The organism is Kiloniella laminariae DSM 19542 (assembly GCF_000374005.1).
Taxonomy (GTDB): Bacteria; Pseudomonadota; Alphaproteobacteria; order Kiloniellales; family Kiloniellaceae; genus Kiloniella; species Kiloniella laminariae.
Genome location: NZ_KB893157.1, coordinates 357294 through 379404 on the forward strand (window position 1 = coordinate 357294; position 22111 = coordinate 379404).

General features: G+C 52.3%; 17 protein-coding genes and 1 rRNA gene. 14 read left to right on the top strand and 4 right to left on the bottom strand.

Annotated features, from left to right (window positions below; translation table 11 throughout):
- The first annotated feature begins 6 nt into the window (after positions 1–6).
- Both grxC and B152_RS0114800 read left to right on the top strand, forming a co-directional pair.
- Positions 7–276 (top strand): glutaredoxin 3, encoded by a 270-nt coding sequence (gene grxC / locus B152_RS0114795; RefSeq protein WP_020593215.1) that lies wholly within the window; start codon positions 7–9, stop codon positions 274–276.
- Positions 273–1091: a carbon-nitrogen hydrolase family protein gene (locus B152_RS0114800; RefSeq protein WP_020593216.1), complete on the top strand. Its 819-nt coding sequence runs from the start codon at positions 273–275 to the stop codon at positions 1089–1091. The genes grxC and B152_RS0114800 overlap by 4 nt, the downstream gene beginning before the upstream one ends.
- 65 nt (positions 1092–1156) lie before the next feature.
- On the opposite strand, the gene B152_RS0114805 is transcribed toward B152_RS0114800, so the two are convergent.
- Positions 1157–1672, bottom strand: coding sequence for a class I SAM-dependent methyltransferase (locus B152_RS0114805; RefSeq protein ID WP_020593217.1), 516 nt, complete (start codon positions 1670–1672; stop codon positions 1157–1159).
- Positions 1673–1876: 204 nt separating this feature from the next.
- Between B152_RS0114805 and B152_RS0114810 the strand changes: the two genes are divergently transcribed.
- Positions 1877–2296, top strand: coding sequence for a DUF1178 family protein (locus B152_RS0114810; protein WP_020593218.1), 420 nt, complete (start codon positions 1877–1879; stop codon positions 2294–2296).
- A 53-nt stretch (positions 2297–2349) separates the two neighbouring features.
- Here the strand turns inward: B152_RS0114810 and ubiG are convergent, their stop codons facing one another.
- Positions 2350–3144 (bottom strand): bifunctional 2-polyprenyl-6-hydroxyphenol methylase/3-demethylubiquinol 3-O-methyltransferase UbiG, encoded by a 795-nt coding sequence (gene ubiG / locus B152_RS0114815; RefSeq protein ID WP_020593219.1) that lies wholly within the window; start codon positions 3142–3144, stop codon positions 2350–2352.
- Between the two features lie 246 nt (positions 3145–3390).
- Between ubiG and B152_RS0114820 the strand changes: the two genes are divergently transcribed.
- From B152_RS0114820 to B152_RS25495, 9 genes are all read left to right on the top strand, one after another.
- A complete protein-coding gene (locus B152_RS0114820; protein ID WP_026261586.1) occupies positions 3391–4611 on the top strand; it encodes an aspartate kinase in 1221 nt (406 codons plus the stop codon).
- Positions 4612–4772: 161 nt separating this feature from the next.
- Positions 4773–7055, top strand: coding sequence for a phosphoenolpyruvate--protein phosphotransferase (ptsP, locus tag B152_RS0114825; RefSeq protein ID WP_020593221.1), 2283 nt, complete (start codon positions 4773–4775; stop codon positions 7053–7055).
- Between the two features lie 119 nt (positions 7056–7174).
- Positions 7175–8425, top strand: coding sequence for a helix-turn-helix domain-containing protein (locus tag B152_RS25490; RefSeq protein ID WP_020593222.1), 1251 nt, complete (start codon positions 7175–7177; stop codon positions 8423–8425).
- A 315-nt stretch (positions 8426–8740) separates the two neighbouring features.
- On the top strand, positions 8741–9874 hold the full coding sequence (gene ispG, locus B152_RS0114835) for a flavodoxin-dependent (E)-4-hydroxy-3-methylbut-2-enyl-diphosphate synthase (protein ID WP_020593223.1): 1134 nt from the start codon (positions 8741–8743) through the stop codon (positions 9872–9874).
- Positions 9875–9995: 121 nt separating this feature from the next.
- Entirely contained in the window at positions 9996–11240 is a 1245-nt protein-coding gene (gene hisS / locus B152_RS0114840) for a histidine--tRNA ligase (protein ID WP_020593224.1), read from the top strand.
- 91 nt (positions 11241–11331) lie between these two features.
- Entirely contained in the window at positions 11332–12666 is a 1335-nt protein-coding gene (gene hemA / locus B152_RS0114845; RefSeq protein WP_020593225.1) for a glutamyl-tRNA reductase, read from the top strand.
- Between the two features lie 2 nt (positions 12667–12668).
- Positions 12669–13745, top strand: coding sequence for a peptide chain release factor 1 (gene prfA / locus B152_RS0114850; RefSeq protein ID WP_020593226.1), 1077 nt, complete (start codon positions 12669–12671; stop codon positions 13743–13745).
- A 19-nt stretch (positions 13746–13764) separates the two neighbouring features.
- Complete coding sequence (gene prmC / locus B152_RS0114855) at positions 13765–14637, top strand: peptide chain release factor N(5)-glutamine methyltransferase (RefSeq protein WP_020593227.1); 873 nt, start codon at positions 13765–13767, stop codon at positions 14635–14637.
- 337 nt (positions 14638–14974) lie between these two features.
- Entirely contained in the window at positions 14975–15766 is a 792-nt protein-coding gene (locus tag B152_RS25495) for a DUF4167 domain-containing protein (RefSeq protein ID WP_020593228.1), read from the top strand.
- Between the two features lie 70 nt (positions 15767–15836).
- On the opposite strand, the gene B152_RS0114865 is transcribed toward B152_RS25495, so the two are convergent.
- The gene (locus B152_RS0114865) at positions 15837–16592 is read right to left on the bottom strand and encodes an MOSC domain-containing protein (protein WP_020593229.1); all 756 of its coding nucleotides are present in this window, start codon (positions 16590–16592) and stop codon (positions 15837–15839) included.
- Positions 16593–17171: 579 nt separating this feature from the next.
- Here B152_RS0114865 and clpB point away from each other — a divergent pair.
- On the top strand, positions 17172–19772 hold the full coding sequence (clpB, locus tag B152_RS0114880; protein ID WP_020593232.1) for an ATP-dependent chaperone ClpB: 2601 nt from the start codon (positions 17172–17174) through the stop codon (positions 19770–19772).
- 164 nt (positions 19773–19936) lie between these two features.
- Here the strand turns inward: clpB and B152_RS23945 are convergent, their stop codons facing one another.
- Entirely contained in the window at positions 19937–21343 is a 1407-nt protein-coding gene (locus tag B152_RS23945) for a M23 family metallopeptidase (RefSeq protein WP_157231099.1), read from the bottom strand.
- A gap of 630 nt (positions 21344–21973) precedes the next feature.
- Here B152_RS23945 and B152_RS0114890 point away from each other — a divergent pair.
- A 16S ribosomal RNA gene (locus B152_RS0114890) occupies positions 21974–22111 on the top strand; the annotation flags it as partial.

The following is a 22111-nucleotide window of genomic DNA, read 5'->3' on the forward strand; positions in this document are numbered from 1 at the left end:
GCCCTGATGGCTGAAGTTGTGATCTATACGAGCATGTTGTGCCCCTATTGTGTGCGCGCCAAGAAGCTGCTTCAGAACAAGGGCATCAGCTTTGAGGAAATCGATGTCATGATGGAACCCCGGCGCAAGCCGGAAATGGTCGAGCGGGCTGGCGGACGTACTTCGGTTCCGCAGATCTTTATCAACGGCGAGCACATCGGCGGCTGTGATGACCTGATGGCACTGGAAAGTGCGGGCGGCCTTGATGTCAAACTGGAAACGCGAAAAGCATCATGAGTAATTTTCGAGCAGCTTGTGTTCAGTTGACCGCGGATCGTGAGGACGAAGTTTCCCTGGTACAGGCCAGCGTGTTGATTCGCGAGGCTCATGCTCAAGGCGCGGAGTATGTTCAGACACCTGAATGTACCACCATGATGGAGCCGGACAAAAAACGCCTGCTTGCCAAAGCTTTGCCGGAAGAAAAACATCCTGCAGTCAAAGCTTTTTCTGCTCTGGCGAAAGAGCTGGGTATCTGGCTGCATATTGGTTCCCTGATTGTCGGAACAGAAGAAAAGCGTGCAGCCAACCGGGCGTATTTATTCGACCCGACAGGGGCGATTAAAGGCCGTTATGAGAAAATCCATATGTTTGATGTGGATATTCCTGACGGACAGACCTATCGGGAATCAGCAACCTTCCGGCCAGGAGAACAGGCTGGAATGGCCGATCTACCCTGGGGCAAGCTGGGCATGGCAATCTGTTATGACCTGCGCTTTCCCTATCTGTTTCGGGCACAGGCCAAAGCAGGGGCCTCTGTCCTGACGGCTCCGGCTGCCTTTACCAAATTTACCGGGGCTGCCCATTGGCATACACTTTTAAGAGCCCGTGCAATTGAAAACGGCTGTTTTGTCATTGCAGCAGCACAGTGTGGTGTTCATGCCGAGGGACGCGAGACCTATGGTCATTCGCTTATCATTGCTCCCTGGGGCGAGATCCTCGCGGATGCCGGAGAGGCACCTGGGGTGATTGTCGCAGATATTGATCTTGCCCGGGTTGCCCAGGCGCGCGCCATGGTTCCTTCTATCGAGCATGACCGGGCGTTTTCTATCTGACTTTTGGTTTGAGAAAGCGGATATATTTCGAAAAAGTCATTGCGCCTAAAGCCCGATGACTTTTTTTATGTTTGAGGCATAACAGCACAAATTCTCTGGACAACTGCCGGTTTGGGGCTGCTGAGGACTTCTTCTTCATATGCCTTGATAATCAGGTCATTCCGGAAGCTTTCGAGCAGTTCTTGTGAGCGCAGAAGAAAGTCGGGATTGTTTGGGCGTCCGAATTTCTCATTACCCTGCATAAAGGTTTCATAGATGAGGATGCCTTCAGGCTCGAGCAGGTCCGAAAGCAGAGGAAGCAGGGGGCGGTGCAGGTAATTGGTAACAATAACACCGCCAAATTTTCTTCCCGCGAGGGGGAAGGGGGAGCCGTCTTCCAGATCTGTTTTGATAACCTCGACCCCCGGAAAATCTTTGATATCAGCGAGGTTTTCTGTGTTCTTGTCCAGAGCTGTAATATAATGCCCGTTCATCAGGAAGAGACGGGCGTGTCGCCCAGATCCACAAGCCAGATCGAGAACGGTTGAGTCTTTCCTGATGCAGGGGGCAAAGCGGAGCACCCAGGGAGAGGGATCAGTCATAAGTTGCCACCAGAAGTCGTCGCTGTGGAGATATAGAACGGGTTATCCTGTCGGGGAGGATAGGGCAACTTTTCTAGAATATAAATAAATAACCGGGCGGGTGTGCATTGCGCGCCTGATTCAAGATAGCTTGACCATTGAGAAACACTACGGCAATAACCATCTGTGAAGTATGTGTGTTGGTGTGTTTAAAGCGGGACGGACATGATTCTTTTTGATCTGAAATGTGAAAACGGTCACGTTTTTGAAACCTGGTTCAAGGATAGCGCAGCCTTTCGCAGCCAATCCGACCAAGGGATTATTTCCTGCCCAAACTGTGCTTCAACGTCTGTTTCAAAAGCCCTGATGGCGCCGAACGTCAGCCTGGCCAAGAGTGAAAAGAAGACAAAATCCCACGATGATCTTGCCAAGGTTCAGAAGTTTCTGGCCCAGGCCCAGAAGACCGTCGAGGAAAACTTTGACTATGTGGGCAAGGACTTCGCCCAGGAAGCCCGTAAAATTCACTATGGGGAATCAGACAAGACGAATATCTACGGCGAAGCCAGTGAAGTTGATGCCAAGGAACTCAAGGAAGAGGGTGTGGCCTTTTCACAAATTCCCTGGAAACCAAAAGCTGACGCCTGAGATTTGTGTGTTTCCAATTTGTTGTAAACAGTGATGCAGGGCGATGAGCAGCTTTACAGCGGTTTTTCAGCAACCAGCATGTAATTGACATCAAGATCTTTGGCATCCTGGAACCACTTGTCCCGGAGCGGATTATAAACCATCCCCATAATATCCTGGGTCACAAGACCGTTCCGTCGCAGCAGGTCGACAAATTCGGAGGGGCGCAGGAATTTGTTCCATTCGTGGGTTCCCCGGGGAACCCAGCGCAGAAGATACTCCGCACCGACGATTGCAAGCAGATAAGATTTGGTCGTTCGGTTCAGGGTCGAGCCAAACATGACCCCGCCAGGCTTGACCAGTGCAGCGCAGGAGCTGGAGTAGGCTTCGACATCCGCGACGTGTTCAATGACTTCCATATTGATGACCGCATCAAACCGGGCACCTGTTTCCACAAGATCTTCGGCGGTCATGTGGCGATAGTCCATGACAAGTCCGGTTTCTTCGGCATGTAGACGGGCGATTTCAATATTCCGGTGCGAGGCATCAATGCTGGTGACCTGTGCTCCTAAACGGGTAAGAGGTTCCGAAAGCAAACCACCGCCGCAGCCAATATCAAGGATCGTGAGACCTTCCAGAGGAAGATTTCGGGTAATGTCCCTGTTATGCCGTTTGGCGAGGTGATCGCGGATGTAGCAAATACGCACCGGATTCAGCTGGTGCAGAGGTTTGAATTTGCCCAAAGGGTCCCACCACTCCTCGGCCATGGCGGCAAATTTGGAGATTTCCTGCGGATCTACCGTAATGCCTGCGGCATCATCCTGCAGTGGTAACTCCTGGGTGGTTTCGATCTTTTTTGCCATGGTCATGCTTTTGCTCGGGACTTCGTTCTGTCGTGTGGGTTTCTTGGTACATTATGCAGCCGTGACAGGTGTGTGACTAAAGTTAAAATCTACAGCATTCTTGCTGTAAATATCGTGGTTTTTCCTTTGCCAACTCTTGCCTCGTCGCGCCGTGCAGAGTATGGATATGTCCACCCGAGAGAGCAACCGTCTGCAGAGGGTTTTTCTCTCGCGGGAAACTGATTTTAGTATTTCCATACAGGATGGGTCCTGATGTCCCGAGTCGTAATGAAATTCGGTGGAACCTCGGTCGCGGATCTTGATCGAATCCGCAACGCCGCTCAGCGCGTGAAGAAAGAGGTTGATGCCGGAAACGAAGTCGCCGTTGTTGTTTCTGCCATGGCAGGCGTGACCAACCAGCTGGTTGACTATGTCCAGAAAGCGGGATCGCTTTATGATCTGCGTGAATATGATTCTGTTGTCGCTTCGGGGGAACAGGTAACCTCCGGTCTGTTGGCTATTGTCTTGCAGGAAATGGGCATCAACGCACGTTCCTGGCTGGGGTGGCAGGCACGTATCATCACAAACGGTGCTCACGGCAGTGCCCGGATCGAACGCATCGAAGTTGATGAAATTGTGCGCCGCTTTGGTGAAGGTCAGGTTGCGGTCTTTGCTGGCTTCCAGGGGGTTGGCCCGGATGGCCGGATTTCTACGCTGGGGCGCGGGGGGTCTGATACCTCTGCAGTTGCGATTGCAGCAGCGCTCAAGGCTGATCGCTGTGATATCTACACCGATGTTGATGGTATTTATACGACAGATCCGAGAATCGTCGCGAAAGCACGTAAGATGGACAAGATCACTTACGAAGAAATGCTTGAGCTGGCTTCTCAGGGTGCCAAGGTTTTGCAGACCCGCTCTGTCGAAATGGCCATGAAGCACGGTGTTCGGGTACAGGTTCTTTCCAGCTTTGAAGACAAGCCGGGAACTCTAGTTGTTGATGAGGATGAGATTGTGGAACAGGCAATTGTAAGTGGTATCGCCTATAATCGTGATGAGGCAAAGGTTACTCTGCGTAAAGTAACAGACACCCCGGGTGTCGCGGCCAGTATTTTTGGCCCACTTACAGACGCAGCGATCAATGTTGATATGATCGTGCAGAATATTTCTGCTGATAAAAAAACCACCGATATGACCTTCACGGTCTCCAAGGCAGAACTGAAACGCGCTATCCAGGTCCTGGAGAACAATGCAGGTCTGAAATACGAAAGTCTTGATTCTGATCCGTCAGTTGCCAAGATCTCGGTTATCGGTGTTGGTATGCGTTCACATGCAGGTGTGGCGCAAAAGATGTTTTCTGCTCTGGCTGAAAAGGGCATCAACATCGAGGTTATCTCGACATCAGAGATCAAGATCTCGGTTCTTGTTGCCGAAGAATATACAGAACTTGCCGTGCGCAGCCTCCATACTGCCTATGGACTGGATGCTGAAGACTGATACCCGCGAACCTCGGAGGCTATCAAAGATTCTATCGGAATATTTCCGAACAGGCTGGAGGAGGGATCTGAGGTTGCGTATCATTAAGAAACATCGAAATTGTCGTATTTTCTGACCGGAAAACAGGACAGCAGAACCAGACGTCAAGGAAAGCGGGTCTTATGAGTGGTAAAGACGTAAAAACTTCAGCGTGGAGCGGTTCGCGTCGTCTGCTGAAGCTTTTACGTGATCAGATGAAGGGCAAGTCAACTGATCAGGATCGGCTGCGCCAGACAGTCCAGCTCATCGCCCGGGACATGGATGCTGAAGTCTGCTCGATCTATGTCATGCGGCCAGGCGATTTCCTTGAACTGGCTGCGACAGAAGGCCTGAAACCAGAAGCCGTCTATAAAACCCGTCTCCACAAAGGAGAGGGGATTGTCGGCCAGGTTGCAGCGCTGGCTTTGCCCATGGCGGTTTCAGATGCTCCCCGACATCCGAACTTTGCCTATCGGCCTGAAACGGGTGAGGAACCTTATCAGTCCATGCTTGGGGTGCCGATCCTGCGCAGTGGCAGGGTTCTTGGTGTCATTGCGGTTCAGAATGTTACTCATCGTCATTATCACGAGGAAGAAGTTGAAGCCCTGGAAACCATTGCGATGGTTCTGGCTGAACTGATATCTGGAGGCGCGCTTACGGTTTCGGCAATTGAAACCCAGGGCAGTCTTGAGGAACGGGAGAAGCCTGACCGTCTCAAAGGTCTTTGTCTGAACGAGGGGCTGGGCATTGGTCAGGCAGTTTTCCACAATCGTGGCATCGTGATCAGCCGCATTATTGCAGATGACCCCGAAGACGAAGTTCGCCGACTAGAAGTAACTGTTGCAGAGATGCGTTCATCCATTGATGAAATGCTGACCAGAACCGAGATAGCAGCGCTGGGCGAACAGCGCGAGGTGCTGGAAACATACCGGATGTTTGCTGAAGACCGTGGGTGGGTTGGCAAGATCACGGAAGCGATCCGGGTCGGCGGCATGACGGCTGAGGCAGCCGTACAAAAGATCCAGAACGAGACCCGTTCTCGTATGAGTAAGATCAGTGACCCCTATTTGAGAGAACGTCTGGCGGATCTTGATGATTTGGCGAATCGTCTGTTGCACCATCTTCTTGGCCTCGGCGATGAGAAGCTTGAGCTGCCGGATGAATTCATTCTGCTGGCCAGAACACTCGGCCCGGCAGAGCTGCTCGACTACGACTGGGATCGCCTTAAGGGGGTTATTCTTGAAGAAGGATCCCCGACAGCACATGTGGCCTTGGTTGCGCAGGCGCTGGAACTGCCAATCCTTGGCCGGTGCCGGGACGTTCTTTCGCGCATTCGTGAAGGGGATACCCTCGTCCTGGATGCAACAAACGATCAAGTTTTTGTCCGCCCAAAAGAAGACGTCCTGAAAACACTCCGTCTGAATGTGAAGGACAAGAAGGTTCGGTGGGAAGAGATAACCGCTGCGCGGGATGTTGCCTCTGTGAGTCTGGATGGTCATCGAATTTCCCTGAACGTCAATGTCGGATTGTTGATTGATCTTCCTCATATGCATGCCGCAGGGGCGGATGGTGTCGGGCTTTACCGTACCGAAGTCCCCTTTATGGTACGGCAATCGTTTCCCGGGGTGGCAGATCAAGCGGATTTGTACCGCAAGGTTATCGACCGCTCGGAGGGGAAGCCGGTTGTCTTCCGGACGCTGGATGTCGGGGGAGACAAGGTCTTGCCCTACTGGTCCACGGTTGCCGAGGAGAATCCGGCCATGGGATGGCGGGCGATTCGCATCGGACTGGACCGACCCGCCTTGTTGCGACAGCAGCTTCGGGCATTGATTCGTGCCTGTCAGGGCCGCGAGCTTAATGTTATGTTTCCAATGGTTGCAGAAACAGCCGAATTCCTTGCGGCGAAGGCCCTGCTGGATCGTGAGCTGGAGCGGGAAACCTCGATTGGCGGTGTCCTGCCCAAGAAAATCCGTGTCGGGGCGATGCTTGAGGTTCCAGCTCTGATTTGGCAGTTGCCTTCGCTTTGTCGCGAAGTTGATTTTCTGTCGGTCGGCAGTAACGATCTGTTGCAGTTTGTCTTTGCCACGGATCGGGGGAATACGCGTCTTGCAAGGCGTTATGATGCTCTCAATCCCGGGGTTCTCAAATTGTTGCGGACCATCGCAGACAGCACGACGGCGGCAGGGGTTGATCTTTCCCTTTGCGGCGATATGGCAGCTCAACCCCTGGAGGCCATGGCACTGATCGGATGTGGCTTCAGGTCCCTTTCTATGCCAGCGCTTCAGGTCTCGGCGGTCAAGAAAATGGTCCGCTCGCTGGACGTGGCACAGGTGACCGAATTTGTGTCGGGGCTGCTTGATGAAGCCGATCACAGTCTGCGTGGAAGGCTGGAAGAATACGCGAAAAAATCCGGTGTTGTGATATAAAGCGGAACTGTTTGTCGTTTCCTACTGAATTTGCTACAACTTTCCGATAGCGCCCCATGGATAGGTTCGCTTTGTGTTGACCATGGGCAGTTGCTGTACGGAGGGGGATTGTGGAAGCGATGGAAGATCTACGGGAAAATATTCCGGAAACAGATGGTTCCGGACTTGGTCAGTCGCGAGTGACGGTTGCAGAAATCCTGCGAACCGGCCGGGAGAAGCGTGGCCAGGACTTACGCGGCGTGGCCAATGTTCTTCGTATCCGCTATGTCTTTCTTGAAGCGATTGAACGCGGTGATTTCGCCAGCTTGCCTGGGGACACCTATGCTTACGGTTTTGTTCGAACCTACGCGGGTTATCTGAATCTGAATGAAGACGAGATCGTACGCCAGTTCAAACAGGAAGTGGAACATTATGGCAATCGCCAGAAACTGGTTTTCCCGACACCTGTGCCCGAGAGTAAAATTCCCGGCTTTGCCCTGATTCTGACCTCGGCAGTCTTGCTGGCTGCTGCTTATGGTGGTTGGGTTGCGCTTTCCCGTTATGAAGCAGGTTTGCCAGAGTGGGTGCCCTTTGTTTCCGGGCATTCAGACAGCAGCCTCCTTGTGGAAGGTAGTGGGACTGGAGCCGAGGCTACGACTAATTCTGTGAATACGTCAGGTACTGCCGGGTCAAATGTCGTTTCGAGCGCTGATCCTGCAGAAACGATGACTTCTCCTGAAAATCCGGAAGTTGCAGCTGTGCCATCAGGAGCGGACGAATCCGTGACACAGCCAAACGATGAAACCCCTGAGACAAATCCCAGTGCTGGCGGAACAGACCCGGAGAGTCTGCTGGATGAAACGACTGAAAACGCTTCAGAAGTTTCTCCTGCTGCGGAGGTCGAACCTGTTATTCCGCCGACCACATCGTCAGAAAATAACGCCGGTGCCGTTATCTCTAACAACTCAGTACCTTCGGCATCTTCCGTCCCGGCTGTTGAAGGCTCGGGAGTGCCATCTGAAACTGTAACCAGTGAACCCGCAGTTAGTGCGGTGACAACACCCCCGGCGGTAAGCCCGCCTTCGCCCCCTGAACCTCAGGTTTTTGGCGATGAAGGGGTTCTTTCCCCGATTTCGATCCGGGCCGAGCGTGACACCTGGATGCATATTGTCGATGGCAAGGGGGAAGTTGTCTTTAGTCAGGTTCTAAGGGCCGGAGATGAATACAAGGTTCCGCAGCGGGATGGCCTCGTCATGGCAACAGGGAATGCTGGAGGGATTATTTTTAGCCTCAATGGTAAAGACCTTCCTTTGCTCGGGGCTCCGGGAGTCGTGCGTCGTGATGTTCCGCTTTCCGTAGACGGGTTGCAGAAGGTTCTCCGCGGCGAGTAACACAAGATCGTTGATGATCCGGGTTAGAAATTTTGAATGGTGCTGAATTTTCGGCACCATTCCTGTTTTGAGACTTCTTCTTGGCGATACCTTTTTATCGCCACAGAGTCTTGCTATGCCGATACCTGCCAGCCCTGCAGAACAACATTGCCCGGGTTTATACTGCCGGGTGGCAACGTGATTTGCTCTGGCCCCAGTATCCTCAATTAATGGTGTCGTTCGTTTCAGGAATGTTAATTCTTTGCACGCGGCTTGAATTTTCATCAGGGAAAGCGCATGTTTCACCTGCTTTGCAAGGCATGAAAAGAGAGTGTGATGAGTATACGGCCCTGGCGTGACATTGAACGCCGCAAATCCAGACAGGTCATGGTGGGCAAGGTGCCTGTGGGTGGAGATGCACCGATTACGGTGCAGTCCATGACCAATACCCTGACGACCGATGTGAAGGCAACGGTTGCGCAGATCCATGCGATGGAAGAAGCCGGAGCGGATATTGTCCGGGTTTCCTGCCCGGATGAAGAATCTTCGCGGGCCTTGAAGGAAATTGTTCGCGAAGTTTCTGTGCCGATCGTTGCGGACATTCATTTTCATTACAAGAGGGCAATTGAAGCTGCAGAATCAGGCGCGGCCTGTCTGCGCATCAACCCGGGTAACATTGGCAAGCGCGAAAAGGTTCTTGAAGTTGTCAAGGCGGCACGAGACCATGGCTGTTCGATGCGTATTGGCGTCAATGCCGGATCGTTGGAAAAGCACCTGCTGGAACGCTTTGGTGAACCCTGTCCCGAGGCCATGGTCGAATCAGCCCTGGGGCACATCCGGATTCTGGAAGATCTTGATTTTCGGGATTTTAAAATATCCTGCAAGGCCTCAGATGTCTTTATGGCGGTCGCGGCCTATATGCAGCTGGCAGAAGTTTGTGACTATCCATTGCATATTGGTGTGACCGAGGCCGGTGGTCTGCGCACGGGAACGGTAAAATCATCGATTGGGCTGGGAAATCTGCTCTGGGCTGGAATCGGGGATACGTTGCGTGTATCCCTTTCGGCTGATCCGGTTGAGGAAATCAAGGTTGGTTTTGATATTCTGAAATCTCTGGGGCTACGGCATCGGGGCGTGAATGTGATTTCCTGTCCCTCCTGTGCCCGGCAGCAGTTTGATGTGATCAATACAGTTGCAACACTCGAAGATCGCCTGAGCCATATCACCACCCCTATGACGGTTTCTGTGATTGGCTGTGTGGTCAACGGCCCTGGTGAGGCGACCATGACAGATATCGGACTGACCGGTGGTGGCAATAATACCCATCAGATCTATGTTGGCGGCCTACAAGATCACCGTCTTAAGGACAAGAGTATTGTGGACCATCTTGTTGGCATGATTGAAAAAAAGGCCGAAGAGATCGAGGCTGCGATTGCACGGGGCGAGACACCTGTTCAGATGGGGCATTAGGCTGGTTTGGCTTACTTGGGGTAATAACTAAGGTCGCTGTACTTTACTGGTGCTTTTCCCTATAACCATCCCGGTTAAACTATTCACATAAACTTCAGGCTATTTCAGGAGAACCCAAGACATGTCTTCTCTGCAACCAGTTCGCGGTACGCACGACCTTCTGCCAGCAGAAATGCGTCGGCATCGCGAGGTGCTGGAAACAGCACGGGCTGTCGCAGACCGTTTCGGGTTTGATGAAATTGCTACGCCGATTTTCGAGAAAACAGAGGTCTTCAAAAGAACTCTGGGCGATACTTCCGATGTGGTAACAAAGGAAATGTATACCTTTGAGATGAAAGAAGGTGAAGAGATCACCCTGCGTCCGGAAAACACGGCTGGGGTTGCGCGGGCTTTCATGTCAAATGGCCTGAGCCAGCAGTTACCTGTCAAATTCCTTTACTGTGGACCGATGTTCCGCCACGAGCGCCCTCAGAAAGGTCGGCAGAGGCAGTTCCATCAGGCAGGTGTCGAGCTGCTTGGTGTGGAGAAGCCGCAAGGTGATATTGAAGTAATTTCTTTGGGTGTTCAGTTCCTTAAGGAGCTGGGTGTTTATGAGAACACAGTACTAGAGCTCAATACTTTGGGTGATAGCGAGAGCCGGGCAGCTTATCGTTCGGCGCTGGTCGAGTATTTCTCGGCCTATAGGGACCAACTTTCGGAAGACAGTCTGAACCGTCTGGAAAAAAATCCTTTGCGTATCCTGGATTCAAAGGATGAAGGTGACCGGAAGCTGGTTGCAGATGCGCCAGTGTTTTCTGACTATCTGAATGAACATAGCCGGGCGTTTTTTGCCGAGGTTCGTGCTGGTCTGGATGCCCTGGATATTCCCTATACGATCAACCCGAGACTGGTTCGTGGTCTGGACTATTATTGTCATACCGCCTTTGAATTTACGACCACTGCGTTGGGTGCGCAGGGGACGGTTCTGGCCGGTGGTCGCTATGATGATCTGGTCAAGACAATGGGTGGGCCGGCAACTCCAGGTGTTGGTTGGGCGTCCGGTGTGGAACGTCTGTCCATGTTGATGACCCGTGAGGTTGCTGAACCCCGGCCTGTGGCGATTATTCCGATGGGTGAAGAGGCGGAAAAGCGGGCTTTGGTTCTGGCCAATAATCTGCGACTTGCCGGGTTCCGGGTTGAGCAGGGGTATAGTGGTAATCTGAAAAAACGTCTGATCCGGGCGAACAAGCTGAATGCCTGTGCGGCGATCATTATGGGCGACGACGAACTGGCCGAGAACGCTGCAACGCTTCGAGATCTTGTCAGTGGGGATCAATCATTGGTCAAGCTGGATCAGATGGTTGAAAAGCTGTCGATCTATCGCTGATCAACAGGATTACGGTTCTGGATCACGGTTCTGTACAGCCAGGGGAAAAGGGGCCTAGAATGGCCCCTGTTCTTTTTTTCAGCGATCACAGATGATTTCAATTCCACCTTTCATTCCCGAACACCCCCTGATCGAGCAATCGGCACCTTTGGAAGACCTGACGGTTATTGGTGTGAATGCAAGAACAGCAGGTCGTCGCCTGAGGGATCGGCTTTTTGTCGAGGAACCTGATTATGAAAGTGTGCTTAAGGCGCTAAAGGCAGACGGAAGAGGCGGTGTCGTTCTGGTCGCAACTTGTGAGCGGTTCGATTTTTTATTGAGCACAGGAACAGAAGCCGATCTGGATTATTATACAGCACTGATAGCGGGGGAAGCCGGGCTGGAACAGGAGTTTCTGCGCAAGCAGTGCTATTGTCATCGCGGACTTGATGCACTTCGTCATATCTTTGCTGTTGCCGCCTCACTCGATAGTCTGGTCGTTGGTGAACCCCAGATTCTCGGCCAGGTAAAGGACTGTGTCAGGCGGGCACAGGCACTTGAGCTTCTGGACCCTCTTCTCGATGGTATTATTCAGGCAAGTCTTGCGGCGGCAAAGCGGGTGCGTACCGAAACTACCATTGCCCAGCAACCGATTAGTCTTGCCTCTTCTGCACTGCAGGTTGCACGAGGTGTTCACGGCGATCTGGGGCGCTGTCGCCTGTTACTAACCGGTAGCGGCGAGGTCGGGGAGCTGCTTTGTAGCGAATTTCTTTCGGCGGGGATAAAAAAGCTGGTTATTGCTCATCCGAGAACGGGGCGAAGTGAAACAGCGGTCTTCCGGCTGGGGGGAGAAGCGAGAGCTTGGGGTGAGCTTGAAGATGCGCTGGAGCAGAGTGATATAATCATTTCTGCGGTGGGCGGTGGTGACACTCTCTTTACCCGGGGGCTGGTTGAAAGCACGTTGAAGAAACGTAAAAGAAAGCCACTTTTTCTGATCGATACGACACCCTCTGGCGAGGTTGAGAAAGAAGTAAATGACCTGGATGGTGCTTTTTCCTATGATCTTGTCGATCTGGAGAATGTTGCGCGACAGGGCAAGGCGCACCGCGAAGCTGCGATGATGGCTGCATGGAAGATTCTTGGGCAGGAAATGCAGTTCTTCCTGCGTAAAAAAGCCGAACGGCAGGCTGTGCCGGGGATTGCATTGGTCAGGCAACATTTTGAAAGTTTACGTACGCAGGTTCTGGCGGAATGTGGTGGCGATGCCGAGGTCGCAACACGTCTGTTGATCAATCGTCTGTTGCATAATCCGCTGGCCGTTCTAAAAGAGACTGCCTCAGAGAATCCTGATGCACAGAAAACACTGGACCAGGCGTTGTGCCGTCTGTTCCGCCTTGAGAGTACTGGTGGAGAATCTGCCGGGTGTGATGATGCAAAAGAGGACTGAACGTGAAGCTCGATGACAAGCTAGATGCAGTGGTTGCGCGGTACGATGAATTGAATGCTGTCGTATCGACCCATTCTGACCCGGGCTCAAGCGATTATACCAAAATGTTGCGCGAGCTTTCTGATCTGGGGGATGTGGTCGAGGCTGTTCAGGAATTGCGTCGCCTTCAGGCTGACATGCGGGGCCTGAAAGAAATGGTGAATGAGCCTGACGCTGATGCTGAAATGAAAGCCCTGGCGCAGGAGGAATATCACGAACTGAAGGAAAAGCTGCCCGAGCTGGAAACAAAGGTCCAGATTATGCTTTTGCCCAAGGACATGGACGATGAACGTAACGCGATTCTTGAAGTCCGGGCGGGTACTGGTGGTGATGAAGCCGGTTTGTTTGCTGCTGAACTTTTTCGCATGTATCAACGCTATGCAGAAGCTACGGGTTGGCGCTTTGAGGCTTTGGACTACTCCGAGAACGGGATTGGCGGCGTCAAGGAGGCGACGGCTCTCATCTCTGGAGCAGGGGTTTTTTCCAATCTCAAATATGAATCCGGTGTGCATCGGGTTCAACGCGTCCCAGTCACTGAATCAGGGGGGCGTATCCATACTTCGGCGGCGACCGTTGCGGTAATGCCAGAAGCCCAGGAGGTTGACGTACATATCAACCCGGCAGATTTGCGTATTGATACTTATCGATCACAAGGGGCTGGTGGGCAGCATGTGAACACCACAGATTCGGCTGTCCGGATCACGCATCTTCCCAGTGGTGTTGTTGTCCAGTGCCAGGACGGGCGTTCCCAGCATAAGAACAAAGAGCAGGCGATGAAAATGTTGCTGACTCAGCTTTATGATCATCAGCGCCGTACCCAGGAAGCTGAACATGCCGCCAACCGGAAATCCCAGGTTGGAAGCGGGGATCGTTCCGAACGAATAAGGACCTACAACTTCCCGCAGGGGCGGGTAACCGATCACCGAATCAATCTGACGCTTTACAAGCTGGACCGGATTATTGCCGGTGAAGCCTTGGGTGAGGTGCTTTCTGCTCTGATTTCCGAAGATCAGGCGGCACGATTGGCCGAAATCGCTTAACTGTAAAAGTTTAACGCTCATGCCCTCAATGACAGTCGCTTCATGTTTACAGGACGCCTTGATCCGCTTGCAAGCTGAAGGGATTGAGGGCGCGCGGCTGGATGTGAGGATATTGCTGGCGGAAGCACTCGGGAAAGAGACTTCCTTTATACTGGGTTACCCTGAATACGCTGTAAGTGGAGACGCTTTGGCCCGCTTTGAGGCAATGATTGTCCGTCGGGTCGCCCGGGAACCTGTCGCGCGGATTCTCGGACGTCGCGAGTTCTGGAGCCTCTCTTTCCGCATTTCCGCTGATACACTTGATCCACGCCCGGATAGCGAAACACTGATCTCTGCGGTATTGGAACGGGTATCCCAGACCGAAAAACCGTTGAGAGTACTTGATCTCGGGACCGGAACGGGCTGTTTGCTTTTGACCTTGCTCCACGAATTGCCCGGGGCGATCGGAACGGGCGTGGATCTTTCGCCTGCTGCTGTCGAGATGGCGGCTTTAAATGCAATGGATCTTGGTCTGTCTGAGCGGGCCAGCTTCTGCGTTGGAGACTGGTGTAACGGGCTCGAAGGAGGGTGGGATATGATTATCTCGAATCCCCCTTATATTGGCGAGCGGGAAAAGAACACCTTAGCGCCAGAAGTATTGAATTTTGATCCTCCGATGGCCCTGTTCGCGGGCGATGATGGAATGCTGGATTATCAACGGCTGATTCCTCAGGCTGCGGAACGTTTATCCGTGGGAGGAATTTTGGTGATTGAGGCCGGAGTTCACCAAGCCGCGCCGATCAACAATATCATGTCTGCCTGCGGATTGACCTGCGAAACCGCAGTAAGTGACCTTGGAGGAATCGCCCGTGCCTGTATCGCGAAAAAAACGGCTGCTGATCCGAGGGCCTGATCTGAAGGTATGTTCTGTGGACCTGCTCTGTGCGGCTGACCTGAAAGAAAAGTACAAAAAAGATTTTTAGGGGTTGGAAAGCTGGGAATATAGCTTTACGGTGTTTTATATGGAAGGGGCGCGGGGAGCCCCGGGGGTAATCGCCGACAATTTGACTTTAACGTCGTCAGGGCTTGTTTAAACCGTGACGTTTTCGGCTACCCGTGATTTAGCATTTACATTTAGCTAGCGAATGATGAGACAGCAGAACTCCAACAATTCTAATAATTCGAATCGCCGCCCTCGTGGTCGGTCTAACAATAACAATGGCCGCAAGCCGCAGCAGTCGCGCAATGGCGTGTTTGACAGCAATGGTCCTGGCGGGCGTATTCGCGGAAACGCTACCCAGATTGAAGAAAAATATCTTCAGTTGGCGCGGGACGCGACGGTTGGTGGTGATCGTGTTGCGGCTGAATCATATTTTCAGTACGCCGAGCATTATCACCGTATCATGAACGATTCGACAGATCCGAATACGGGACAACGGAATCCACAGGCTGAGCAAAACCGCAACAATCGTGCACGGGATGACAGTGATTTTGACGGTAGTGATAACGCCGAGGCGGGGCAAGAAGTTAAGGCTTCCTCTGGAACCGAAGCTGACTCTGTTTCTGGGGCTGATAACAACAGAAGGTCGCAGCAACATAGTCGTGTGCGCTCGCGTCGTCAGCGTTATAATGAGCAGGATGGGACTTCAGGACACGATCGCTCTGATAATAATGAGCGGAACCGCCAGTCTGAAAACCGCCAGCCAGAAAGCCGCCAGCCCGAGGCTCGTCAAATTGATGCTCGACCTGTTACCGAGGTGGCAAAGCCAGAATCAGTTGCGCCTTTAGCTCCAACTCATGCTGCGGCCCCGGCTCAGGACAAGCAACCGGCAGCTGCTGCGGAGCTACCGCTCTCAGGTGGAGAAGAGCCTCCTGCTGCCAAGCCAAAACAACGTCGTCCCCGTGCTGCTCCGGCAAGCAAGGTTGCAGCTGCTGGCGACGAGGAAGCTCCAGTTCCCAAGCCTCGAGGGCGTGGTCGGCCCCGGAAGACGGCTGTTGAAGCCAAGGATGCCGGAAAAGACAGTGTGAAGGAAGATGCGTAAGCTTCGGGTTTGCGCTAGGGCGTTAGAGTAATTTCCTTCGCCGAGTAGATTTTGGATAAAATGCCAGTACCTATAGAAAGGTTACTGGCATTTTTCGTTCCAGGGTACCGGCTCTGATCACCTTGGCATAGACCCCCATGTTTCTGTGCCCGAAACCGGATTGAAGGCTTTTGGGAATATTCAGATCTGTTTCGGCAGTATCGAGATTTACATTGGTTGCCGAGCAGCGCCCGATTGCCGATTTTATTTCCAGCTCTACCTGTCCAATTGCTATTTTTTTTCCGATCCAGCTGTTCTCCTCCCAAGCCTTTATTCCTTCGAGGTAGAGGTTACCCCTAAAGCGCATGGGGTCAACAGGGGAGCGGACAACACGTTCAAGGTCTTTGATACTGGCGAGATTGATCAGAGATATGTGCGGGTCTGGAATATCGGTAAAGGCAGTGCCCTGTGTTTCTACAATTTTGGGTGTTCCCCTGGCATCCGATCCCAGAAAGCTGGCTAAAAACTGCTCCAGCAGCATCCGGCCTGTCATATCTGTAAGTTTACCCTGGGATATTTTTTTACCGGCCCGTTCGAGAACCAGCATATCGGTTTCTTCGTCGTAACGGGAAACCAACTGTGCCAGTTTTGGGTTTTGGGCCAGCATCAGGAAGTGGCTTTTGCGCATCCATCCCGGTCCTACGGGAAAATCGGTCGTGCCGTGGGCAATAGCAAAGCGCCGATCATTCGGAAGTAGCTGCCCTTCCTTGACTGAGACCTTTTCCAGAACATCCGGGCTGAGCCCTTTTACAGGATAGCGATAGATAGAATGCAGTTCACTGGTCATGGTAATCCCCGGATGTTTTCTCCCATTCTGCGTAGTTAGAGTGTTTTAACAAGGATTTAAGTTGGACTCTACTGCAAAACACCTGCTTTAGGTTGTGGCGGGAAAAGGAAAGCCTGGGATTTTGCTTGGGAACTGAAAAAAATATTAAAATGAGAATGATTTTCAGTTGCATCAATTTTCTGCATCGACTAAGGTCCTTCTTGTAGTTCCTACCGGGGAAGGCAGGAAGATGCATCAGGCGAATACAGCTTTTGATGGTCTCTGTTCCTTCCGGGTATGTACTCATCTCTCCTGACGTAACTTTGGGATTTCCCAACCCTGCCTTCGGGCAGGGTTTTCTTTTTCTGCAACTGGAATATCGCTGTTTTCATGAAAAGAAATNTTGTGGCGATAAAGAATCCCAGCTTGGAAATTCTTGAAGGAAATCTTGTAAGCCGCGGATTGTTTTCCCATATAAATTTTGACGGGTGATGAATATCAACGTCAGGGTTCCATCAGGCTGCTATTGTGGGTGATGGATTGATTTGGCATCAACGACCGTACGCTGTTTCACAGGTATGGCGGAGAGGGCTTAGAGAAATGAATTTGAATAACTATACCGAACGTACCCAGGGTTTTGTCCAGGCTGCACAGGGACTGGCACAGCGCAACAATCATCAGCGCTTGACGCCAGAACACCTGCTCAAGGTGCTGCTTGATGACAGTGAAGGGCTTGCTGCAAATCTGATTGCAGCTTCCGGCGGGCAGGCAGGACGTGCGCTTGAAGGGGTTGAGCTTGAACTCGGAAAACTTCCGAAGGTCAGTGGGGCCGATGTCGGCCAGATCTATCTGGCACCAGAGACAGCCCGGGTTTTCGAACAGGCAGAAGCAATTGCGAAGAAAGCCGGGGACAGCTTTGTAACGGTTGAGCGGTTGTTAATGGCGCTTGCACTGTCCGGTGAAGCAGCCTCCAGCAAAATTCTGAAAGAGGCAGGCATCACGGCCCAGGGGCTGAACACAGCAATTAATGATTTGCGTAAAGGCAGAACGGCACAGACAGCAACTGCCGAGAATAACTATGATGCTCTTAAAAAGTACGCCACGGATCTGACAGCTTTGGCCCGCAGCGGAAAACTTGACCCGGTTATCGGGCGGGATGAGGAAATCCGAAGAACGATTCAGGTTCTCTCCCGGCGGACCAAAAACAATCCGGTGTTGATCGGAGAACCTGGCGTCGGGAAAACCGCCATTGTTGAAGGTCTTGCACTGCGAATCATCAACGGGGATGTGCCCGAGAGCCTGCGGAACAAGAAGCTGATGTCTCTTGATCTGGGGGCAATGGTTGCGGGTGCTAAGTACCGGGGCGAGTTTGAAGAACGTCTGAAGGCCGTGTTGCAGGAAGTCACAGAAGCAAGTGGTGAGATTATTGTCTTCATTGATGAACTGCACACACTTGTCGGCGCCGGGAAGACAGATGGGGCAATGGATGCTTCCAATATGCTCAAGCCTGCCCTGGCCCGCGGGGATCTGCACTGCGTAGGCGCGACCACCCTTGATGAATATCGCAAGTATATAGAAAAAGACGCGGCTTTGGCCCGGCGCTTCCAGTCTGTGGTTATCGCGGAACCAAATGTGGAGGATACCGTCTCGATTCTCCGGGGTCTGAAGGAGAAATACGAACTGCATCATGGGGTTCGAATCACGGATTCTGCCCTGGTTGCGGCGGCATCTCTTTCGAATCGCTACATCACCGACCGCTTTTTGCCCGATAAGGCAATTGATCTGGTTGATGAAGCGGCAAGCCGTTTGCGCATGGAGGTCGATTCAAAGCCTGAAGAGCTTGATGAAATGGATCGCAAGCTGATCCAGCTGAAGATCGAGCAATCGGCCTTGCAGAAAGAGAATGACAAGGGTGCCCGGGATCGCCTTGAAAAACTGCAATCAGAGATCGCTGATCTGCAGGAGAAAAGCAACAGTCTGACCAGCCGCTGGCGGGCCGAGAAAGACAAGCTGGCCGGTGCCCAGAAGATCAAGGAAGAGCTTGAGCAGGCCCGAATCCAGCTTGAGCGGGCCGAACGTGACGGCCATCTGGAAAAGGCTGGTGAGCTTAAATACGGCCGCGTGCCAACCCTGGAACGGGCCCTGGCCGAAGCAGAAGAAGCGGGCGAAAGCCATATGCTGAATGAAGAGGTCCGGGATGAGATGATTGCTGCCGTGGTTTCCCGCTGGACCGGCATCCCTGTTGACAAGATGCTGGAAGGCGAGCGCGAGAAGCTGTTGCAGATGGAAGCGTTGCTCAATCAGCGGGTTGTCGGGCAAAAAGATGCCATTGTTGCAATTTCCAATGCTGTGCGCCGTTCACGCGCAGGGTTGCAGGATCCGAATCGCCCGATTGGGTCTTTCCTTTTCCTCGGACCAACGGGAGTCGGGAAAACCGAGCTGACCAAGGCTCTCGCCTCTTTCCTTTTTGATGATGATACCGCGATGGTGCGGCTTGATATGTCAGAATATATGGAAAAACACGCTGTTTCCCGGATGATTGGCGCTCCTCCCGGATATGTTGGTTATGAAGAAGGGGGCGCCTTGACTGAAGCTGTGCGGCGACGTCCTTATCAGGTGGTTCTATTTGACGAGGTCGAAAAGGCCCATCCTGATGTGTTTAACGTGCTGCTTCAGGTGCTGGATGACGGGCGGCTTACAGATGGTCAGGGGCGCACGGTTGATTTCAGCAATACCCTGATCATTATGACATCGAATCTCGGTTCAGAAATTCTGGCAAACCAGCCTGAAGGCGAAGACAGCGTTGCTGTGCGGGATCAGGTTATGTCGGTGGTTCGTTCCGCCTTCCGTCCGGAATTCCTGAACCGTCTGGATGAGGTGCTGCTGTTCCACCGCCTTGAGCGTCGCCATATGAGTGGGATTGTCGAGATTCAGCTGGATCGCTTGCGCAAGCTTCTCGACCAGAGGGACATCCGGGTCGAGCTGGACGAGGGGGCTGTCGCCTGGTTTGCCGACAAGGGCTATGATCCGGTTTACGGTGCCCGCCCCCTGAAACGGGTGATACAGAAGGAGCTGCAAAATCCGCTGGCCTCTCTTATTCTTGAGGGGGAGGTTGTCGACGGGGATCTGCTGAAGATCTCGACAGATGCTGCCGGACTGACACTTGACGGGAAGAGCCTGGTGTCAACGGCAAGCTTCTGAGCAGGGGCAGCCCGGAAATTTTAATCAGGAAACTTCAACCAGAAAGTATCAATCTGGGAGTTTCACTCTCGATTCTGACAGGGTAGTAAAAAAGGACCGCGAGCAGGCGGTCCTTTTTTAGGTTTTCAGGAAGTGACGGTGTCTTTCCTGCAGTGCTTTCCGTATCAGGGGGTGATACTGGCAATGGCTGCTGGTTCCGAAAGCTTCTTGATCATTTTGTCGATGTCCTTTTTCACGGACTCGAACTTTTTCAGATCGGACTTTGCCAGTTTTTCACCCGCAGGAAGCTTTACGCCCAGTGGATTGACCTGCTTGTTGTTCAGCAGGACCTCATAGTGCAGGTGGGGACCTGTTGAACGACCTGTTGTGCCGACATAGCCGATGACCTGCCCCTGGCGAACCCGTTTGGACTTGCTGATCCCTTTGGCAAAGCCGTTCATGTGGGCATAGGCCGTTTCATACCCGCTGTGATGGCGGATCTTGACGTAGTTGCCATAGCTGCTGTAGGGCGAGGCTCTGAGGATCACGCCATCACCTGCTGCATAGATAGGTGTGCCCCGGGGAGCGGCAAAATCAACGCCTTTATGCATCTTGGTGTAGCCAAGTACGGGGTGTTTACGCTTGCCGAAACCGGATGACAGGCGCGCGCCATCAATCGGGGTCCGCATCAGGGCTTTTTTGGCGGTCTGGCCCTTGCTGTTGAAATAGTCGGTAAAGCCGCTTGCTGGCGTGAAGTGGTAGAGCTTCATATCCGTACCGGACAGGCTCAGACTCCCGTAAATCATCTCTCCGGTTTTTGCCAGATTGCCATCTTCGTCATAATAGGCTTCGTAAACCACTTCAAAGCGATCTCCGGTCTGGATTTCACGCTGGAAGTCGACATCATAACTATAGGCTCTGATCAGCGAGATAAGGATGTCGTTCGGAACATTCGATTCTGTTGCTGCCAGATAAAGACTGCTGTCGATAATGCCCGCGCTGTAACCAGTCTTCATGGTCAAAGGGCGTTCGATCTCTTCAGCTATATAGTTATTGCTTTCACCTTCAGTGCTGCTGACCTTGACGATGCGTTCTACACTGGGCTGGAACTGCATGGCCATCAGCGGGCCGACATCCCGACTCTCCTCTTCCTCTGCAATAATTTCTACGGGTGGGGCAAAGGTAAGGGCAATATCAAGGCCCGGGCGGATCTTCCGAGGGGAATAGACGCTTGAAAGTGCATTAATCGCACCGTGGGCTTCTGTCCTTGTTGCACCTGCAGCAACCAACAGACTCATAAGAGTATCCCCGGGAGATACTGTTACGAGTCTCTCGATATCTGTTGCGATATGATCTTCTGATATAATTTCTGTTGGTACGGCCCCGACGGCTTCGTACTCGCTGGTCATTAAATCGGTTTTAAGTGTTGCGATTACTTCTGGTGAGGCTTTGAGAATCTCGGTCGCGATATCCTCCGCGGCCGGTTCACTACCGGATAACCAATAAAGAAGCCCCCCCAGGGCAAGAATCGATACACTGCAGCTCACGGCTGCCTTGGCCACAAATGTGGCTGTGTGGAATCTGCTCGTCACACGTCTTGCTCCGGAATCCATTACAGCCCCGCTCTATAATAAGGGGGCCATTTTTGTTGTATTTATTAGGAACCTCAATAACTCTGCTCCGCAAAGGTGCTGTATTTATCGATTCCTGTCAATATTGTTCTCGAGATGAAATCCCCCAAGAATCCCCCATTTCTGCGGGATCAGCGGCATGTCTGAAGCTCAATAATGGCAAGATGATGGAAAAAAGTAAAAAAAATGCAAAAAGGTCTTTGACAGGTGTTGGTGAGGGGCCTATAACACCGCTCACCGACGGGGCGCACGCTTCGCCGGGACATCGGAAAGATGGAGTAGAAACATAGGGTTAGCGGTTCTTCGGGATGGTTAGCTTAGGTCCTTGAGGGGGTCGAAAAGTTTTTACAGAAATGTTTCAGATGGTCCTTGACGATAGGGAATTAAGCTTTATATATCGTCGTGCTCCTGGGGGCTTTGGTTTTCCGGGGGTTTGTTGTTTGACATTGTAGATATGAATTGGAAAGGATGCGTGGACGGCGGTTTGTTGTTTTGGCAACGAGCTGTCTAAGTTCATGTAATCTTATCTTATTAAGTTACACAAAACCTAGTCAGTAATATTTGAGTTCTGTTTTAAGACAGAAGTCAGGTCAACTTGAGAGTTTGATCCTGGCTCAGAACGAACGCTGGCGGCAGGCTTAACACATGCAAGTCGAACGAGAATGTTCTTTCGGGAACAAGACAGTGGCGCACGGGTGAGTAACGCGTGGGAATCTACCATGGAGTGGG